This is a genomic window from Lutibacter sp., assembly GCF_021647475.1.
Taxonomy (GTDB): domain Bacteria; phylum Bacteroidota; class Bacteroidia; order Flavobacteriales; family Flavobacteriaceae; genus Lutibacter.
In genome coordinates, this window is sequence record NZ_JAKIUR010000007.1 from 36295 (window position 1) to 53079 (window position 16785).

At 30.1% G+C, this 16785-nt stretch carries 16 protein-coding genes; 13 read left to right on the forward strand and 3 right to left on the reverse strand.

The features are described 5' to 3' along the window. The first annotated feature begins 225 nt into the window (after positions 1 to 225). On the forward strand, positions 226 to 1767 hold the full coding sequence (locus tag L3J60_RS02875; RefSeq protein WP_291973978.1) for an SLC13 family permease: 1542 nt from the start codon (positions 226 to 228) through the stop codon (positions 1765 to 1767). Here L3J60_RS02875 and L3J60_RS02880 read toward each other — a convergent pair. Both L3J60_RS02880 and L3J60_RS02885 read right to left on the reverse strand, forming a co-directional pair. Then, complete coding sequence (locus L3J60_RS02880) at positions 1764 to 2423, reverse strand: lysoplasmalogenase (protein WP_291973979.1); 660 nt, start codon at positions 2421 to 2423, stop codon at positions 1764 to 1766. The genes L3J60_RS02875 and L3J60_RS02880 overlap by 4 nt on opposite strands. A 6-nt stretch (positions 2424 to 2429) precedes the next feature. Beyond that, positions 2430 to 4325 (reverse strand): hypothetical protein, encoded by a 1896-nt coding sequence (locus L3J60_RS02885; protein WP_291973980.1) that lies wholly within the window; start codon positions 4323 to 4325, stop codon positions 2430 to 2432. 249 nt (positions 4326 to 4574) lie between these two features. Between L3J60_RS02885 and L3J60_RS02890 the strand changes: the two genes are divergently transcribed. The 8 genes from L3J60_RS02890 (at position 4575) to L3J60_RS02925 (ending at position 11534) form a co-directional block, all read left to right on the forward strand. Continuing rightward, positions 4575 to 6815, forward strand: coding sequence for a molybdopterin-dependent oxidoreductase (locus tag L3J60_RS02890; protein WP_291973981.1), 2241 nt, complete (start codon positions 4575 to 4577; stop codon positions 6813 to 6815). After that, complete coding sequence (locus L3J60_RS02895) at positions 6812 to 7351, forward strand: 4Fe-4S dicluster domain-containing protein (RefSeq protein ID WP_291973982.1); 540 nt, start codon at positions 6812 to 6814, stop codon at positions 7349 to 7351. The genes L3J60_RS02890 and L3J60_RS02895 overlap by 4 nt, the downstream gene beginning before the upstream one ends. Before the next feature lie 10 nt (positions 7352 to 7361). Beyond that, positions 7362 to 8327: an NrfD/PsrC family molybdoenzyme membrane anchor subunit gene (nrfD, locus tag L3J60_RS02900; protein WP_291973983.1), complete on the forward strand. Its 966-nt coding sequence runs from the start codon at positions 7362 to 7364 to the stop codon at positions 8325 to 8327. Between the two features lie 16 nt (positions 8328 to 8343). Further along, positions 8344 to 8874 carry a YeeE/YedE thiosulfate transporter family protein gene (locus L3J60_RS02905; protein WP_291973984.1) on the forward strand — a complete coding sequence of 177 codons (531 nt, stop codon included), beginning with the start codon at positions 8344 to 8346 and terminating at the stop codon, positions 8872 to 8874. Between the two features lie 21 nt (positions 8875 to 8895). Then, on the forward strand, positions 8896 to 9486 hold the full coding sequence (locus tag L3J60_RS02910) for a DUF6691 family protein (protein ID WP_291973985.1): 591 nt from the start codon (positions 8896 to 8898) through the stop codon (positions 9484 to 9486). Between the two features lie 12 nt (positions 9487 to 9498). After that, a complete protein-coding gene (locus tag L3J60_RS02915; protein ID WP_291973986.1) occupies positions 9499 to 10149 on the forward strand; it encodes a rhodanese-like domain-containing protein in 651 nt (216 codons plus the stop codon). Positions 10150 to 10173: 24 nt separating this feature from the next. Then, positions 10174 to 10782: a rhodanese-like domain-containing protein gene (locus L3J60_RS02920; RefSeq protein ID WP_291973987.1), complete on the forward strand. Its 609-nt coding sequence runs from the start codon at positions 10174 to 10176 to the stop codon at positions 10780 to 10782. Positions 10783 to 10883: 101 nt separating this feature from the next. Further along, positions 10884 to 11534 carry a Crp/Fnr family transcriptional regulator gene (locus L3J60_RS02925; RefSeq protein ID WP_291973988.1) on the forward strand — a complete coding sequence of 217 codons (651 nt, stop codon included), beginning with the start codon at positions 10884 to 10886 and terminating at the stop codon, positions 11532 to 11534. Here the strand turns inward: L3J60_RS02925 and ligA are convergent, their stop codons facing one another. Then, the gene (ligA, locus tag L3J60_RS02930) at positions 11535 to 13532 is read right to left on the reverse strand and encodes an NAD-dependent DNA ligase LigA (RefSeq protein ID WP_291974027.1); all 1998 of its coding nucleotides are present in this window, start codon (positions 13530 to 13532) and stop codon (positions 11535 to 11537) included. Between the two features lie 196 nt (positions 13533 to 13728). Between ligA and L3J60_RS02935 the strand changes: the two genes are divergently transcribed. From L3J60_RS02935 to L3J60_RS02950, 4 genes are all read left to right on the forward strand, one after another. Continuing rightward, positions 13729 to 14961, forward strand: coding sequence for an FAD/NAD(P)-binding oxidoreductase (locus tag L3J60_RS02935; protein ID WP_291973989.1), 1233 nt, complete (start codon positions 13729 to 13731; stop codon positions 14959 to 14961). 17 nt (positions 14962 to 14978) lie between these two features. Next, positions 14979 to 15659, forward strand: a complete 681-nt coding sequence (locus L3J60_RS02940; protein ID WP_291973990.1) for a DUF1641 domain-containing protein — start codon at positions 14979 to 14981, stop codon at positions 15657 to 15659. Positions 15660 to 15679: 20 nt separating this feature from the next. Next, the gene (locus tag L3J60_RS02945; RefSeq protein WP_291973991.1) at positions 15680 to 15991 is read left to right on the forward strand and encodes a TusE/DsrC/DsvC family sulfur relay protein; all 312 of its coding nucleotides are present in this window, start codon (positions 15680 to 15682) and stop codon (positions 15989 to 15991) included. Between the two features lie 175 nt (positions 15992 to 16166). Next, a complete protein-coding gene (locus tag L3J60_RS02950) occupies positions 16167 to 16670 on the forward strand; it encodes a DsrE/DsrF/DrsH-like family protein (protein WP_291973992.1) in 504 nt (167 codons plus the stop codon). Positions 16671 to 16785 lie beyond the last annotated feature (115 nt).

A 16785-nucleotide genomic window follows, 5' to 3' on the forward strand; every position in this document is an offset into this window, starting at 1 on the left:
AATTGAAAATTTAATACTACAAAGTTTAGCTTTTTTTTATAGAAAAAAGAATAAAATGGAATAAAAAACTCAATAAAAACAGTGATTTAATTAACTTGTTAAAACTATATCGTTTTCGCTATTTTTATAAGTCAAAACTTCTTATGTGACTTTCCGTATAAAACTTTAAAATTTTATTTATATCTTTAAATATTACTGTACTGATAAAAAGATAAAAAATCAAGTATGACCTCGAAGAAATCTAATCAAGCTATTAAACCTAAATTTATTATCACGGGTTTAATTGTCTTTTTTTATATCATTTTTTTTGTACATCTTCAACCTGAAAAACCAGAAGTTACTTATACTGCTGCAATTGCTTTTTTAATGGCATTTTGGTGGGTAACTGAAGCCTTACCTATTGGTTTAACTTCATTATTACCAATAATACTTTTTCCTATGTTAGGCATTTTAGATGGGAAAACAATATCAAATAGTTATATAAATTATGTAATATTTCTGTTTATTGGTGGTTTTATTATGGCTTTAGCTATTGAAAAATGGAATTTACATAAAAGGATTGCCCTAAAAATATTATCAATAATGGGCGGCAGTCCGTTTATGATTTTATTCGGATTTATGTTTTCATCTGCTTTTTTATCCATGTGGATGTCAAATACAGCAACAGCTATGATGATGTTGCCCATTGCATTTTCAGTAATTTTATCACTAGAAGAAATACACGGTGAAAGTAAGGTGAAAAATTATTCCATAGGATTATTACTAGCTATTGCATACGCATGCTCTGTAGGTGGAATTGCCACATTGGTTGGAACTCCTCCAAACTTATCTTTTTTAAGAATTTATGAAATTATTTTCCCAAATGCTCCTGAAATTTCATTTGGACAATGGATTACTTTTGCCCTTCCAATTACAATCTTCATGTTTTGGTTTATTTTGCTTTTTTTATATCTCATTTTTAAACCCAAACATCAACTAAAAAAACTTCCTAAATCTTTTTTTAAAGAAAAACATAACGAACTAGGGAAAGTAACTCTAGAACAAAAAAGAGTATTCATATTATTTGTTGTATTGGCATTACTTTGGGTGTTTCGAAAAAGTATTGATTTAGGTTTTATAACCACACCTGGCTGGAGTTTATTATTTAAACATCCTAAATTTTTAAATGACGGAACTGTTGCTATGTTTATTGCTACATTATTATTTGTCACTCCATCTTCTAAAAAAAATGAATCTTTAGTAACCTGGAACATTATTAAAAAAATACCTTGGCGTATTGTATTTTTATTTGGAGGAGGATTTGCACTTGCTAAAGGGTTTATTGACTCCGGTTTATCAACCTATATTGGAACTATTTTAGCAAATGCAGGCACATTTTCAACATCATCTATAGTGGTTGCTTTAACTGGAATAATGTCATTATTAACTGAGTTTACATCTAATACTGCAACTACAGAAATGATGTTACCTATCATTTCTGGACTTGCAGTTCAGCTTAAATTAAACCCCTTATTATTAATGTTACCAATTACTTTAGCAGCAAGCATGGCTTTTATGTTTCCAATAGCTACCCCACCAAATGCAATCATATTTGGTTCAGGAAAAATAAAAATGATAGATATGATTAAAGTAGGTTTTTTTATAAATTTAGTAGCAATTATAGTTATTTCAATTGCTACCTTAACCTTAGGAAAAGTTATTTTTCATATTGATATCAATGAATTTCCAGATTGGGCTTCACAAACGATTGCAGTAATAAAACCCTAACTTTGCAACACATTTTTTTGGATCATCGATTTAAAAATTAAATATTGAGCTATTACATAAGTTGCCATCACAATAACTTCGAGAATATGGGCTGGATTGTAAAACTTATTGATTGCCAAAAGTGAATCGGAAATCATAAAGAAAATAGCTCCAAAAAGCATCAACATCGACTTTTTTGATTTCTTATTTAAATAAGCCAATAATGAAACGGTACCAAATGTTGAAATTATTACCCCATAAATAATTACGGGTAATAACATTTCGTGAAGTGAATCTTTCAATGTAAAAATTAACAAAATAAAAGTAACTAAAAACGGAATTACAGAAATAGCTAATTTTAAAAAATTAACTGTTTTAATTCTAGAAATTACAATTTTAATAAATAAAATATGTGCCAATAAAAAGGATACTAATCCTGCAATAAAAAACAGATTCCCAGTAAACAGTAACAAAACATCACCAAAAAAAGAAAGTTCCAATGCCATTACATACCACTTTAATCTTTTTGGTAAAGAGAACACGTATAAAAATAGTAGTGAAAATATAATTAATGGTTTAAAAATATAGATAAGTATTGGTATTGAAAAAATAATTCCAACAATATCTAAAATAGATGCTAATACAAATACAAAAAAAGTAACTTTAATTTTATTCATTATCAATTAATTCCAAGTTGGCAAGATACATTTTTTGCTTAATTTTTTCAATAATGGATTTATCCCTTCAACTAAGCTTTGCTGCATTATTTTAGAATTATCTTTATGACATTGCAAACAAGCTCCAACTGTTAAAAGCTGCTTTTGTTCTTTAACTGTAAACGGTCTAAAATCTAATCGTGTTGAGTTTACAATACCTTTTTTTACTGGTTTTAAAAACGGAATCCAGGCATCTTCTGGTAAACTATCATATTCATTTAAAGCATAATCTGGTGAAAACTTCCAAGTTCCAACTCCATTATTAATAGTGTAATTTAATTGTCCATTTCCATAACCAATGGCTGCTGAATTTGTATGACAACTTTTACAATCTCTTACTTTTTTTGAAGTAGTATGTGGCGAATTTGGTGCATATAATCTATGGAAAGAAACGTCTTCTCCTTCTTTTTTACCTTTATAACTTCCTTTATCAATAGTTAAAATCATTCCTGGAATTGCAGGTTCAATTAGTTTTTCAGTTTTTGATTCTCTAACTCCCATGGTTGGCAATGACGATGAAAACTCAGCAACATATTCTTTCCATTGTCCTTTACCATATTTTTTATCTAATAAATCAAAAGCACGAGGTTCATTTTTATCAAAACCTGTGTGGCAACCTATACAACGTGAAGTCCAAGTGGAATGACAACTAGAGCAACTAACATCACTATGTACGTTATCTCTTGCACAAACTTCTGGTCGAGGTGATAATTTATGTAATTTTCCATCACCTTTACCAATTAAAAAAGCATTACCTAAGGAATCTACAAAGGTATTTACTAACGGATGATGATCTTTTTTAGCGACTAAAATTCTATTTTTTTGATGTGTGTAATTCCGATGTAAAAAAACTTTCAAACTTTCAGCATCCAAAGAATCATACGGAATAGTAGTGGGTTTATCTTTAAAATGGCAATCGGCACATTGTAATTTTACGGCTTGTTCCTCGTGTGCATATTTTTTACCATCACCCATAACTTCATGTGATGAATGGCAATCAATACACAACATTCCTTTTGAATGATGCACATCTTCTTGTTTTTTGGTATAAACTCTATTTCCTCCTAAAATTCTGTATTTTTTATCATTTTTTAAAGTATCGGCATCTATTAACGTTTCCTGCCAACCTTCATAATTTGTTGAAATTCTGCTTGATCTACTATGGCATCCAAAGCAATGATTATCTGTTATAAAAATATCATTTGATGGATGAAATTTTGGCAATTCTTTTTTACCAGATTTTAAATATTTATGTAAATCCTCAACAGCCTTTTCAGAATAATTTAAATGACAAGCATTACAACCTCCTCCTCTACTAATAGTTGTAATTGCTCCAAACGTTGTTTTTTCTGTACCTAAATGGCAATTCGCACATAAATCTCTAATATGCTTATCTGCTGCCGAATTTTTTACATCTTTTATATGATAATAATAATTTGGAGAATCTGCTTCACCAAAAATATATTTATCTACTGCAACTATACCACTATTAGTAGTCATTAAAGAATTCTCAATTTTATGTAATTCTTCAGTATGGCATTTTCCACACGTTTGTTTAGCATCTGATAAGTTACCAGGAATTATAATCATTCCCTTATGAGCTTCATTTTTATTTGAAGATTCTGTATTTCCTAGATGACAACTAGCACAACCAATTAATTTAGGATTGTGATATTGAGAATAACCAGTGGTATTTTGATGGCATTGCAAACATGATTCTTTACTTTGGGGTAATACTTTAATATAATTTGTATTATCAACTTCAAAATTTGAAAATAATTTTTCATTTTTTAATATTAAAAAAATAAAAATCGTTAATGCTAATACACCAAAAAGAAAGACTTTAAAATATTTTATTCTCATCCTAAAATTAATTACGCAAATTTACAATAATTTAAATCATTTTATTTTTTATCATATAAAATTTCACTAATTTTAGATACCATTCAATCAACTTGTTATGTGTTTTATGTTACTTAAGTAACATATTAAATACTGATTATCAAACGATTACGTAACTTTAGTTACTTTGCAAATTTATGAATATGATATTTGTCATATGTAAATACTTAGTTTGTAGATAACTTTACACCTGTAAAAATAAATACACTTATGACTACATCAAGAAGAAAATTTATTAAAATTTCTGCCCTAGGCTTAGGAGGTGTAGCAGCATCTACATCAGCACTTAATATGTTTGGCGCTAATACTTATTTAGATAAGTTAGTTAAACAAAATGTTGCTGGTGAATTTAATAAAACTGCTACTTACTGCGAGGTTTGTTTTTGGAAATGTGCCGCATGGGCATATACCAATGATGAAGGAGAAATTATTAAAATTAAAGGAAATGAAACTGACCCACATTGTTACGGACGTTTATGCCCAAGAGGAACAGGCGGAGTTGGAATGTACAATGACGAAGATCGTTTAAAAACACCATTAATTAGAACTACTGTTGATGGTAAACAAACTTTTAGAAAAGCATCTTGGAAAGAAGCTTTAGATTTAATTGCTTCAAAAATGACAGCTATAAAATCTAAATACGGAGCAGAAAGTTTTGCTTTATTAAAACACGGTTCACCAGGAAGCCATTTAGAACATTTGTTTAAAGCTTATGGCTCAGATACTATTGCAGAACCAGCTTACGCCCAATGTAGAGGACCAAGAGAAACTGGATTTGAATTAACACTTGGTTCCTGGATTGGCTCTCCTGAACCTACTGATATTAGAGATACCAAATGCTTAGTGCTAATCGGTTCTCATATTGGTGAAAATATGCACAATAGCCAAGTGCAAGAAATGTCTGATGCAATAGATAATAATGCCACTATTATTACTGTTGACCCTAGACTTTCAACTGCGGCAAGTAAATCACAACATTGGTTAGCAATTAAACCCGCTACTGATATTGCTTTATTACTAGCTTGGATGCATGTTATTATTGAAGAAAAATTATACGATAAAGCTTACATTGAAAAATATGGTTATGGCTTTAAAGAACTTAAAGAACATGTAAAAGACCTTACTCCTGAATGGGCGTATGGAATTACAACCATAAAACCAGAAAAAATTAGAGAAACTGCTAGATTAATGGCTGCTGCCGCTCCTTCAGTAATTGTTCACCCAGGACGCCACGTTGTTTGGTATGGTGATGATTCTCAAAGAGAGCGTGCAATAGCAATGCTTAATGGATTATTAGGTTCTTGGGGAAAAAGAGGTGGATTTTACTTTAAAGAAAAAGTAGATCTTCCTAAATTTCCACATCCAGCTTATCCAAAACCAAAATGGGGTTGGGAAGAAATAGGGGCGAAATATCCTTATGCTGAAATGGGTATTACTTCAGAATTAATTAAATCTTCAATACCTGGTGAAGATGATGAACATCCAATTAAAGCATGGATTATTGCTGGTACCAATTTAATAAATACGGTTCCTAAACGTGAAATGATTTTAAAAGCAATGGATGCAGTTGAATTTATTGCTGTAGTAGATACTATGCCAATGGAAATTACAGGTTATGCTGATGTAGTTTTACCTGAATGTACTTATTTAGAACGTTATGATGGCATAAGAAATGCAGCAAAAAGAACACCTTCACTTGCACTTAGACAACCTGTTGCTAAACCTAAATACGACTCAAAACCAGCTTGGTGGATGTGCAAACAATTAGGAGAACGCTTAGGATTGCATGATTACTTTCAGTATGACGATTTTGAAGATATAATTAAATGGCAATTAGAACAAGTTGGTTCATCTTTAGAAGAAATGAAAAGATTAGGTGTCAAAAAATTTGAAAGAAAAACACCTTTATATATGGAAGATGGCGAAGACTTTGAATTTGGAACTAATAGTGGTAAAATAGAATTTTATTCTGATGATTTAGCTTCAAATGGTTTTGATCCAATACCTGTTTACACAGCACATCCTGAACCTCCTCAAGGTTTTTATAGATTAAATTATGGAAGAGCTCCTATGCATACCTTTAGTAGAACTACTAATAATCCAAATTTATTTGCATTAAAATCTGAAAATAAATTATGGGTAAATCCTAAAATTGCTCGAATAATAGGTTTAAAGAATGACCAACTCGTTTGGTTACAAAACCAAGATGGCATTGATTCAACTTTTTCAATAAAAGTGAGAGTTACTGAGAGAATTCGTTATGATTCTGTGTATATGTACCATGGGTTTGGACATACCAATAAAAAATTATCTAGAGCATTTGGTAAAGGCGAAAGTGATACACTAATGATGTCTAAAATACCTGTTGATCCATTAATGGGAGGAACAGCACTTAGAGGCAATTTTGTAAAAATATTAACTGAAGATCCACATAAAAATAGTAAAGTATGAGATATGCAATGGTTATAGACACATTAAAATGTGTTGGTTGTAGTGATTGTGTTGTGGCTTGCCAAACCGAAAACAATGTTCCAATGGGGTATTGTAGAGATTGGGTTACAGAAACTGTTGACGGCACTTACCCTAACGTAGAATTAGAATTAAAATCTGAACGCTGTAATCATTGTGATAACGCACCTTGTGTACGTTGTTGCCCTACTGGAGCAAGTCATATTGTAGAAGGCGGTGTTGTTTTGGTTACTCACGATGAATGTATAGGCTGTGGTGCTTGTATAGAAGCTTGTCCTTACGATGCTCGTTATCAACACCCTGAAGGTGGATATGTGGATAAGTGTACGTTCTGCCATCACAGATTAGAAAAAGGTCAAAATCCTGCCTGTGTTGAAGTTTGCCCTACTAAATGTATGTATTTTGGCGATTTAGACGATCCTACAAGCGAGGTTTCTAGCCTATTACAAACCAGAAAACACAAAGTTTTGGCTCCTGAAGCAGGAACAAGTCCAAACGTATATTATTTAATTAAATAAAATTATAATTATGCAAGAAGAAATTTTCGTGAGTGGAAGACATATTCCAAATATAGACCCATATTTACAAATTTGGCATTGGGAAATATCTTTATATTTATTTTTAGGAGGTTTAGCAGCAGGTGTTTTGTTTTTTGCAGCTTTATTTTATCTTCTTAAAAAAGAGGATGAAATGCCTGCAACAGTTAAATACGCACCAATTATTGCCCCAATAGCACTAATAATTGGTTTAGCAGCTTTATTTTTTGACTTAACACACAAACTTTATGTTTGGCAATTATATACTACAGTCAGAATTCAGTCTCCAATGTCATGGGGAGCTTGGGTGCTTTTAATTACAACACCTATTTCTATACTTTGGGTATTTAGTTATTATAGAGAAACTTATCCGAAATTGGAAGCAAAATTACAAACGTTTAAACGATTAAAATTTTTGAAGTTGGAAACATTTGAGAAATTTTTAATTAAAAACAGAAAAGTAATGGCAATTGCTTTAATACCTTTAACTTTAGTTTTAGGAATTTATACAGGTATTTTATTATCTGCATTTAATGCTAGACCATTATGGAATACTGCCATATTAGGCCCTTTATTTTTAACCTCAGGGTTATCTACAGGTGCTGCAGGGATTTTGTTATTCACTAAAAATCATTTTGAACGCACTTTAATAAGTAAAATAGATTTAGCCCTTATTTTTATAGAATTAGCTTTAATTGTTCATATGTTTATGAGTATGTATGCAGGATCTCAGGTTCAATTAGAAGCTATGGAAGTATTACTTGGTGGTTCCTATACGGTAATGTTCTTTGTTTTTGTAATCATATTAGGACTCCTTGTCCCATTTACTTTAGAATTATCTGAAATTATAGGATTTAAAGTTCCTATAATTGCTCCTGCAATATTAATTTTAATTGGAGGGTTGATATTTAGAATAGTTATGGTAAATGCTGGACAGTTAACAAGATATTTATATTAATTAAAAAAATTAAAAAATGAAAGTTCATATTGAAGAAAATAGCCATGTATATTGGAATCCATATTTTGGTGGATTAATACTTGGATTACTAATTCTATTTACCTTTTACATTACAGGAAGAGGACCCGGAGCCAGTGGTGCCTTTAAAAGTACTGTAGTTACTATTGTTGATGACATAGCACCAACTCATGCTGAAAATAATGCCTATTACGATAGATTTATTAAAAAAGGAGATTCGCCTATGAATACTTGGTTGGTTTACGAAGCACTAGGTTTAATCATTGGGGGTTTTTTATCTGGAGCATTAAGTGGAAGACTTAAATTATATGTACAACACTCTCCTAAAATTAGTTCCAAAAAAAGATTAATTGTAGCATTACTTGGTGGTGTATTCTTTGGTCTAGGAGCACAATTAGCAAGAGGTTGTACAAGTGGTGCTGGTTTAAGTGGTATGGCAGTATTATCACTAGGTGGTTTTATTACGGTAATCTCCATATTTGGAAGCGGATATGCCTTTGCATACTTTTTTAGAAAAAACTGGATTTAATTAATTAAAAAATAAAATAATATGGGACCATTGATTCCAAACGGTATAATTCCTCCAGAATGGAATTTTGTAATTGCAATATTAATTGGTATTGTTTTTGGCTTTACTTTAGAAGCTTCTGGATTTTCATCTTCAAGAAAAATAGTAGGTACTTTTTACGGATATGACTTTGCTGTGCTTAAGGTATTTTTTACCGCAGCACTTGTTGCTATGATAGGTGTTTATTATATGGATTACTTAGAACTTGTAAACATAGAAGAATTGTTTGTTTTACCAACTTATACTTGGAGTGCTATAACAGGAGGCGTATTTATGGGACTAGGCTTTGTTTTAGGAGGTTTTTGTCCAGGAACAACGCTTTGTGCTGCCGCCATAGGTAAAATTGATGCTATGGCAACTATGTTAGGTATTTTTATAGGAATATTTATATTCTCAGAATTATATGATTTTATCGAGCCTTTATTTGATAGTTCATACTTGGGACGAATTACCATATCTGATTCATTAGGAATTTCTCCTTATTGGTTTATATTCTTATTTGCTATTCTTGCAGTAATTACTTTTTACGTTGTAGATGTAATTCGAAAAAGAGTTAAAAAAGTTTTCTATTAAAATTTAATTATTATGTCAAAGACCTATAAAATAAAAAAAGTAATAGTAAAAACGGAGTACAAAGTACTTGCTGCTTTACTTATAATATTAGCTGGTGGATTAGTTTTATTACCTAAATATGAAAAAAATTCAGGAATAAAACCTGAATCTTTTCTACTTAACATAATGAGTACAGAACGTTATATTACCACAGACCAAATTGCAGATAAAATAATAAAACAAGATCCTAACTTATTATTAATTGATGTACGTAAAAAAGAAGATTACGATTCTTTTAGCTTACCAAATGCCGTAAACATTCCTTTAGAAGATGTATTATCTTCAGATTCAGAAGCGTATTTAAATCAAGATGAATATGATGTTGTTTTATTTTCAAACGATAATTTCTATGCTGATCAAGCTTGGCAATTGTGTAATAGAATGGGATACAAACACATTTATGTTTTAAAAGGAGGATTAAATGAATGGTTTAATACTATTATTAACCCTAAAGAACCTAAAGTAACCGAGCCTGAATTAGCTTTTAAACAATATGATTTTAGAAAAGCTGCAGGTATGTATTTTGGTGTTGGAAATAACAAAACTACAACAACAAAAGTAAAGCCTAAAAAAGTGATTAAGCTTACCAAAAAGAAAAAGAAAGTTGCTGAAGGTGGCTGCTAATACAAATTTTAATAGTTTAAAATCATGAAAGAATTAGAAAAAACAAAAAGAATTTCATTTTCAGCAGTAATTATTATTTTAGCTGTACTTATTGGTGTATTAAGTTTTAAAAAACCAAATAATATTTTCAAAAAAAATATAGAATTAACCTTAAAACCAATAGCTTCTCAAAATTATATACTTTATCAAAAAGATATCTTTGCTACTACTATCAATAATTTAGCATTTATAGATATTAGAAATGCTTTTAAATATAGTAAAGGTCATTTAAAAAATTCTAAAAACATTTACACAGCTAATTTATTAGAAAAAAAGAATAAGGAATATTTGAAGCACCTTGAAACACAACATAAAACTATAGTTTTGTATGGTTCAGAACCTGGTGAAGCTAGTGGAGCTTGGATGCTATTAACACAAATGGGATATAAAAATGTAAAATTATTATGTGTCAAAACAAATTATATTAACAATAAATTTTCCATAAGTGATTATCCTTTAGAAAAAGAGCAATATAATTATGCAGCTTATATGAAAAAGGCAAGTTCAGGAGGAATTAAAACTAAAAAAATTGTTCGTAAAAAAGTAATTAAACTTACCAAAAAGAAAAAGAAAGTAGCTGAAGGAGGTTGCTAATTTTTGATAAAAAATTAAATTTTAATAAAACTCTTGACATTTATCAAGAGTTTTATTTTTGATATATCGTATCTTTGTGTAAATCATCTAATTTTATACTAATGACAACCGAAAAAGCATTCATCAAAGAAAAACTTTCCGATTATTACTCACATATTTTTGAAAAAGAATTGATTAATGAAATTTGCGAATTAGGAACTTATAGAGAACTAACAAGTGGTGAGTTAATTATTAATATTGGAGACAATATGACTCACATTCCACTTATTTTAAATGGAGCCGTTAAAGTAATTAGAGAAGATAAAAAAGGTGATGAAATAACGCTTTATTTTTTAGAAAAAGGAGATACTTGTGCCATATCATTTGTAAATTGTATAAACAAACGAAAAAGTATTTTAAAAGCTATAACTGAAAAAGAAACTGAAGCAATATTTATACCTGTAAATAAAATTGATGAGTGGTTAAAAAAATACGAAACTTGGCGACATTTTATTATTGATAGTTATCACGTTCGTTTAATTGAAATGGTAGAAGCTATTGATAGTTTGGCTTTTATGAGATTAGATGATAGACTTTACAAATTTTTATCAGATAAGGTAAAAATAATGAAAGATAGCGTACTGAAAATTACGCATCAAGAAATTGCTGATGATTTAAACACCTCTAGAGTGGTGGTTTCTAGAATGCTTAAACATTTAGAAAATGAAGGTAAAATAACTATTAGACGAAATAGAATAATCGTTAATTTCTAGTTATTCAATCATTTTACTATAAGTTATTTCATCAATTAGTGGAATATCCAAGTTTTCTGCTTTTTGTTTTTTGCTTGGTCCCATTTTATCGCCTGCTATAATATAATCCGTTTTTTTAGAGATAGAGCTTGATACTTTTCCTCCATTATCTTCAATTGATTTTTTTAACTCATTTCTACTGAAATTTTCAAAAACCCCAGAGACAACAAATACTTTATTTTCTAGTTTATTGGAAGTGTTTTCTAAATCACTTTCCTTAATTTCTAATTGAACACCATAGAATTTTAATCGTTCTACTAATTGTATGTTTACCAAATTTCTAAAAAACTCAAGTACACTTTCAGCAATTCTATCTCCAATTTCATCCACATTAATTAATTCATCAAAAGAAGCTTTACTTAAATTTTCAATCGATTTAAAATGTTTAGCTAATTTTTTAGCGACAGTTTCACCAACAAATCGGATTCCTAAGGCAAATAAAACTTTTTCAAAAGGTACTTTTTTAGAAGCTTTTATTCCTAAAATAATATTTTCGGCTGATTTTTCTGCCATTCGTTCTAAAGGAATTATTTGTGACGCTTCTAATTCATATAAATCGGCATAATTATTAATTAGTCCTTCTTTAAATAACAACTCAACAGTTTCTGCTCCTAATCCATCAATATTCATAGCTTTTCTACTAATAAAATGTTGAATTCTACCTGTAATTTGTGTTGGACAGCCATAGAAATTAGGACAATAATGCTTGGCATCACCTTCAGTTCTAACTAATTCCGTATTACAATCCGGACAATATGTTATATACACCGTTGGTACAGAATTTATTGGTCTTTTAGTTAAATCTACACCTACAATTTTAGGGATAATTTCGCCTCCTTTTTCAACATAAACCGTATCACCAACTCTTATATCAAACTTTGCAATTTGATCTGCATTATGCAAGGATGCTCTTTTTATAATGGTTCCAGCTAATTGTACGGGTTTTAAATTGGCAACTGGTGTTATGGCACCTGTTCTACCAACTTGATAGGTTATTTCGTTTAAAATGGTACTTACTTGCTCTGCTTTAAACTTATAGGCAATTGCCCAACGTGGCGTTTTTGCCGTAAAGCCTAATTCATCTTGTTGCTGTAAAGAATTTACTTTAATTACAATTCCATCAGTTTCATAAGGTAAATTGTGTCTTTTTTCTTCCCAGGAATTTATAAATTTAAAAACTTCATCTATAGATTTACAAACTTGTATGGTATTAGGCACTTTAAATCCTGCTTTTTTTGCTTCTTTTAATGCTTCAAAATGAGTATTAAAAGGTAATTTATCCGCTACAATTTGATATAATAAACAATCTAAAGGTCGCTTTGCAACTTCGGCACTATCTTGCATTTTTAAGCTACCGCTTGCTGTATTTCTTGGATTACTATATGGATCTTCACCTGCTTCCATTTTTTCGGCATTCATTTTATTAAAACCTTTTAAAGGAAGAATAATTTCACCACGAATTTCAAAATTAGGAACAAAATCACTTTTTAATATTAATGGAATAGATTTTATAGTTTTTACATTTGTAGTAACATCATCACCTTGAAAGCCGTCTCCACGAGTTTCTGCTCTAACTAAAATTCTTTTTTCATATACCAAATTTATAGAAGCACCATCATATTTTAGCTCGCATGAATATTCAATATTTTCATCATCAACCAATTTTCTAATTCTTGTTTCCCAATCTTTTAAATCTTCTAATGAATAGGAATTTGCTAAAGAATACATTCTGTTTTTATGCGTAACTGTTTTAAAGTTTTTAGTAACTTCACCTCCAACCCTTTGTGTAGGAGAATTTGCATCAAAAAATTGAGGATTTTCATTTTCTAACTTTTCTAATTCTTTCAATTTAGTATCAAATTCAAAATCAGAAATAGTTGCATTATCAAGCACATAATAATTATAATTATGAGTTCTAAGCTCTTCTCTTAATTGGTTTATTCTATTTTCAATATTCAATGACATATCATAAATTTTCTTCGCTAAAAATAAACATTATTTTTTACAATATTTATTTGAAATTATAGCTTCTTTAAATACTTTATTAACGTAACTTTAGTTACATTTCAATATGATATTTGTCATATAAATCTATATGTAACCTTAGTAACTTTACAGCGTAAAATAAAAGAATAATAAATACAAATAACTAAATATGAAAAACTTACTAATTTTAGGTGCAGGTACTGCAGGCACTATGATGCTGAATAAATTATACAAAGAATTAGATAAAGAAGAATGGAAAGTAACTATAGTTGACCAATATAAAACACATTATTACCAACCTGGGTTTCTATTTATTCCATTTGGTGTTTATAAAAAAGAAGATGTAACCAAACCAAAATACGATTTTTTCCCTGCTGGAGCCGAAGTAATTTTTAGCCCAATAGATAAAATTGTTGGCGAGGAAAACAAAGTTTATTTAGAAGGTGGTAAAGTTTTAAATTATGATTTTTTAATTATTGCAACAGGTACACAAACACGACCTTCAGAAACAACAGGTTTAAAAGATAAATTATGGTATAAAGATATTTTTGATTTCTATACCATTGACGGTGCACTGGCATTACACAAAAGATTTAAAGATTTTAAAGGAGGAAATTTAGTGATGTGTATTGCAGAATTACCTTATAAATGCCCAGTTGCTCCAATTGAATTTGTTTGTTTGGCAGAAGCTTATTTTACCAAACGAGGAATTAGAGACAAAGTAAATATAACCTATGTTACCTTAATGTCTGGTGCTTTCACAAAACCCGTAGCTTCAAAAATGTTAGGAGAATTATTGGAAGAAAAAAATATTAAAGTGGTTCCAGATTTCTATTTAGAACATGTTGATAATGAGAATAAAAAAATTGTTTCTTATGATGAACGTGAAATCCCATTTGATATTTTAACTATTGTACCTGTTAATATGGGTTCTGACATGATTGAAAGAAGTGGTTTAGGTGACGATATGAATTATGTAAAAACAAATAAATACACGTTACAATCTGATCAGTTTGAAAATATTTTTGTTATTGGTGATGCCGCCAATTTACCAACTTCTAAAGCGGGTTCTGTAGCACATTTTGCTGGAGAAATTTTAATGGAAAATATTCTTGCTGCAATGGAAGGTAGAGAATTACCAGCTAAATTTGATGGACATGCAAACTGCTATATTGAAACAGGCTATGGTAAAGGTGCTTTAATCGATTTTAATTATATAACAGAACCTTTGCCAGGAACCTTTCCACTACCTGGAATTGGGCCTTTCGGTTTGCTAAAAAATACAAAAATGAACCATTATGGAAAAATATTATTCCGCTGGATTTATTGGCACATATTAGTAAAAGGTAAAGAACTTCCTATTGAAGCAGATATGACCATGGCAGGAAAACAACGTGTATAACTAATAAGTGATCTGTAATGAAAGAACAAAATGTACAATCGCAAATAGATGTGCTAGACAAAAAACTAGATTTAATTTTAGAATATGTTAATCAGCAAAGACTAAACTCAACTGTAGTTGACGATTTAGTTAGTGATTTATCAATTATTGGTAAAGATGTTTACGACACTACCGTTGAAGAATTAGATAAAAGACAGGTAGAAATAAATCCTGCAGAAGTTACAGATTTAGTAGTTACTATACTTAAAAACATAGGACATTTTAAAACTGTTATGAATCTTTTTGAAATGGCTTTTGACTTCTCAAAAGAAGCAGGTCCAATTGCAAATGAAGCTATTATTGATTTTACTAAGCAACTACAAGTTTATAATCAAAAAGGCTACTTCTCATTCTTCAAAGAACTTGGTCCTGTCATAGATAATATTATAACAGGCTTTACCCCAGAAGACATTAAAGAACTAGCAGATAATGTAGTTTCAATACTTTCAGTTATTAAGGAAATGACACAACCAGAAGTTTTAGGTACTATGCAAAATGCAATAAAAGCATTTAATAGTATGGAAACCGAAAGTGTACCTTCTTATTCAGTTTGGAGAGTTCTAAAAGAAATGAATAGCCCAGAAATGAAAAAAGCACTTGGATATGGCATTACCTTTATGAAAAACGTATCTAAAGATGTAAAAATAAAAGAAAAATAATCAATAAAATAACTAAAATTATGGCAGTAAAAACAATAGCAAACGCTCAAGTACAAGTTACAGATGATGGATATCTTGAAGATATGAATCAATGGAACGAAGATATCGCAAAAGAAATTGCGAAAGAACTAGGTATTGAATTAACCGATAAACATTTTGAAGTAATCAATTATTTACGTGAGAAAACAAAAGCAGGAGAAGGATTGACAATTAGAAAAGTAGGTAAATCTGGAGTGGTAGATATTAAAGAACTTTATAAATTATTTCCTAAAGGACCTTTAAAATTCTCATCAAAAATAGCAGGAATTCCAAAACCAACTAGTTGCATTTAATTATTAACAAATAACCCATTGTGCATTTTGATAAAATTTCGTCAATTCGAGTGAATTTTAGCCTTTTTAGGCTTAAAATTAGTATCGAGAATAGGTTTTTTATTTAAAAACAGTTGTTCTCAATACATTTTTTTATCAAAAAAACGCACAACGAGTTAACAAATAACTCTTTATTATGGAAAATCAAGAAAAAAAACCTTTAGAAAAAGTTTGCATGATTTGTGCAAAAGGATCTTTAGAAGATGTGTATGCAACTTTAGTTATGGCAAATGGTGCTGTTATGGAAGGTATTGAAACCAATGTGTTTTTCACCTTTTTTGGATTGGATGGCATTACAAAAAAAACAATGAATCATTTACATACCGCAACCACTGGAAACCCAGCAATGCGTATGCCTGGCGGGCTACCTTTTCCTACCGTACTTGGTGGATTACCTGGAGTTGAATCTGCAGTTTCTGGGATGATGCGTAAACAAATGGAAGCATTAGATATGCCTCCTGTTGATGAATTCTTAGAAATGATTACTGCTGGTGGTGGTACAATTTATGCTTGCAAACTAGCTGTTGACATGTTTAAATTAAAGAAAGAAGACTTATCAGATGAAGTTTCTGATATTATAACTATTGGACAATTCTATGAACTTTGTGACGGTGATAGAACTCAAATAATTTTCACCTAATTTTTTAATAAAATTTATTATAAAAAAGGCTATCTAAAAAGTGGAATTTTCGTCAATCTACCCTGACTATCGGGGTGTTTCAGGTTCTCATAACAACTGGTAATCAGTAAGAGAT

What these genes read in the sequence shown, in the direction of transcription:
- L3J60_RS02945 (WP_291973991.1), top strand. Translation starts at nt 15,680, where the DNA reads ATGGCAGTAAAAACAATAGCAAACGCTCAAGTACAAGTTACAGATGAT.
- L3J60_RS02890 (WP_291973981.1), top strand. Translation starts at nt 4,575, where the DNA reads ATGACTACATCAAGAAGAAAATTTATTAAAATTTCTGCCCTAGGCTTA.
- nrfD (WP_291973983.1), top strand. Translation starts at nt 7,362, where the DNA reads ATGCAAGAAGAAATTTTCGTGAGTGGAAGACATATTCCAAATATAGAC.
- L3J60_RS02915 (WP_291973986.1), top strand. Translation starts at nt 9,499, where the DNA reads ATGTCAAAGACCTATAAAATAAAAAAAGTAATAGTAAAAACGGAGTAC.
- L3J60_RS02920 (WP_291973987.1), top strand. Translation starts at nt 10,174, where the DNA reads ATGAAAGAATTAGAAAAAACAAAAAGAATTTCATTTTCAGCAGTAATT.
- L3J60_RS02950 (WP_291973992.1), top strand. Translation starts at nt 16,167, where the DNA reads ATGGAAAATCAAGAAAAAAAACCTTTAGAAAAAGTTTGCATGATTTGT.
- L3J60_RS02885 (WP_291973980.1), bottom strand. Translation starts at nt 4,325, where the DNA reads ATGAGAATAAAATATTTTAAAGTCTTTCTTTTTGGTGTATTAGCATTA.
- L3J60_RS02895 (WP_291973982.1), top strand. Translation starts at nt 6,812, where the DNA reads ATGAGATATGCAATGGTTATAGACACATTAAAATGTGTTGGTTGTAGT.
- L3J60_RS02905 (WP_291973984.1), top strand. Translation starts at nt 8,344, where the DNA reads ATGAAAGTTCATATTGAAGAAAATAGCCATGTATATTGGAATCCATAT.
- L3J60_RS02940 (WP_291973990.1), top strand. Translation starts at nt 14,979, where the DNA reads ATGAAAGAACAAAATGTACAATCGCAAATAGATGTGCTAGACAAAAAA.
- L3J60_RS02925 (WP_291973988.1), top strand. Translation starts at nt 10,884, where the DNA reads ATGACAACCGAAAAAGCATTCATCAAAGAAAAACTTTCCGATTATTAC.
- L3J60_RS02880 (WP_291973979.1), bottom strand. Translation starts at nt 2,423, where the DNA reads ATGAATAAAATTAAAGTTACTTTTTTTGTATTTGTATTAGCATCTATT.
- L3J60_RS02935 (WP_291973989.1), top strand. Translation starts at nt 13,729, where the DNA reads ATGAAAAACTTACTAATTTTAGGTGCAGGTACTGCAGGCACTATGATG.
- L3J60_RS02875 (WP_291973978.1), top strand. Translation starts at nt 226, where the DNA reads ATGACCTCGAAGAAATCTAATCAAGCTATTAAACCTAAATTTATTATC.
- L3J60_RS02910 (WP_291973985.1), top strand. Translation starts at nt 8,896, where the DNA reads ATGGGACCATTGATTCCAAACGGTATAATTCCTCCAGAATGGAATTTT.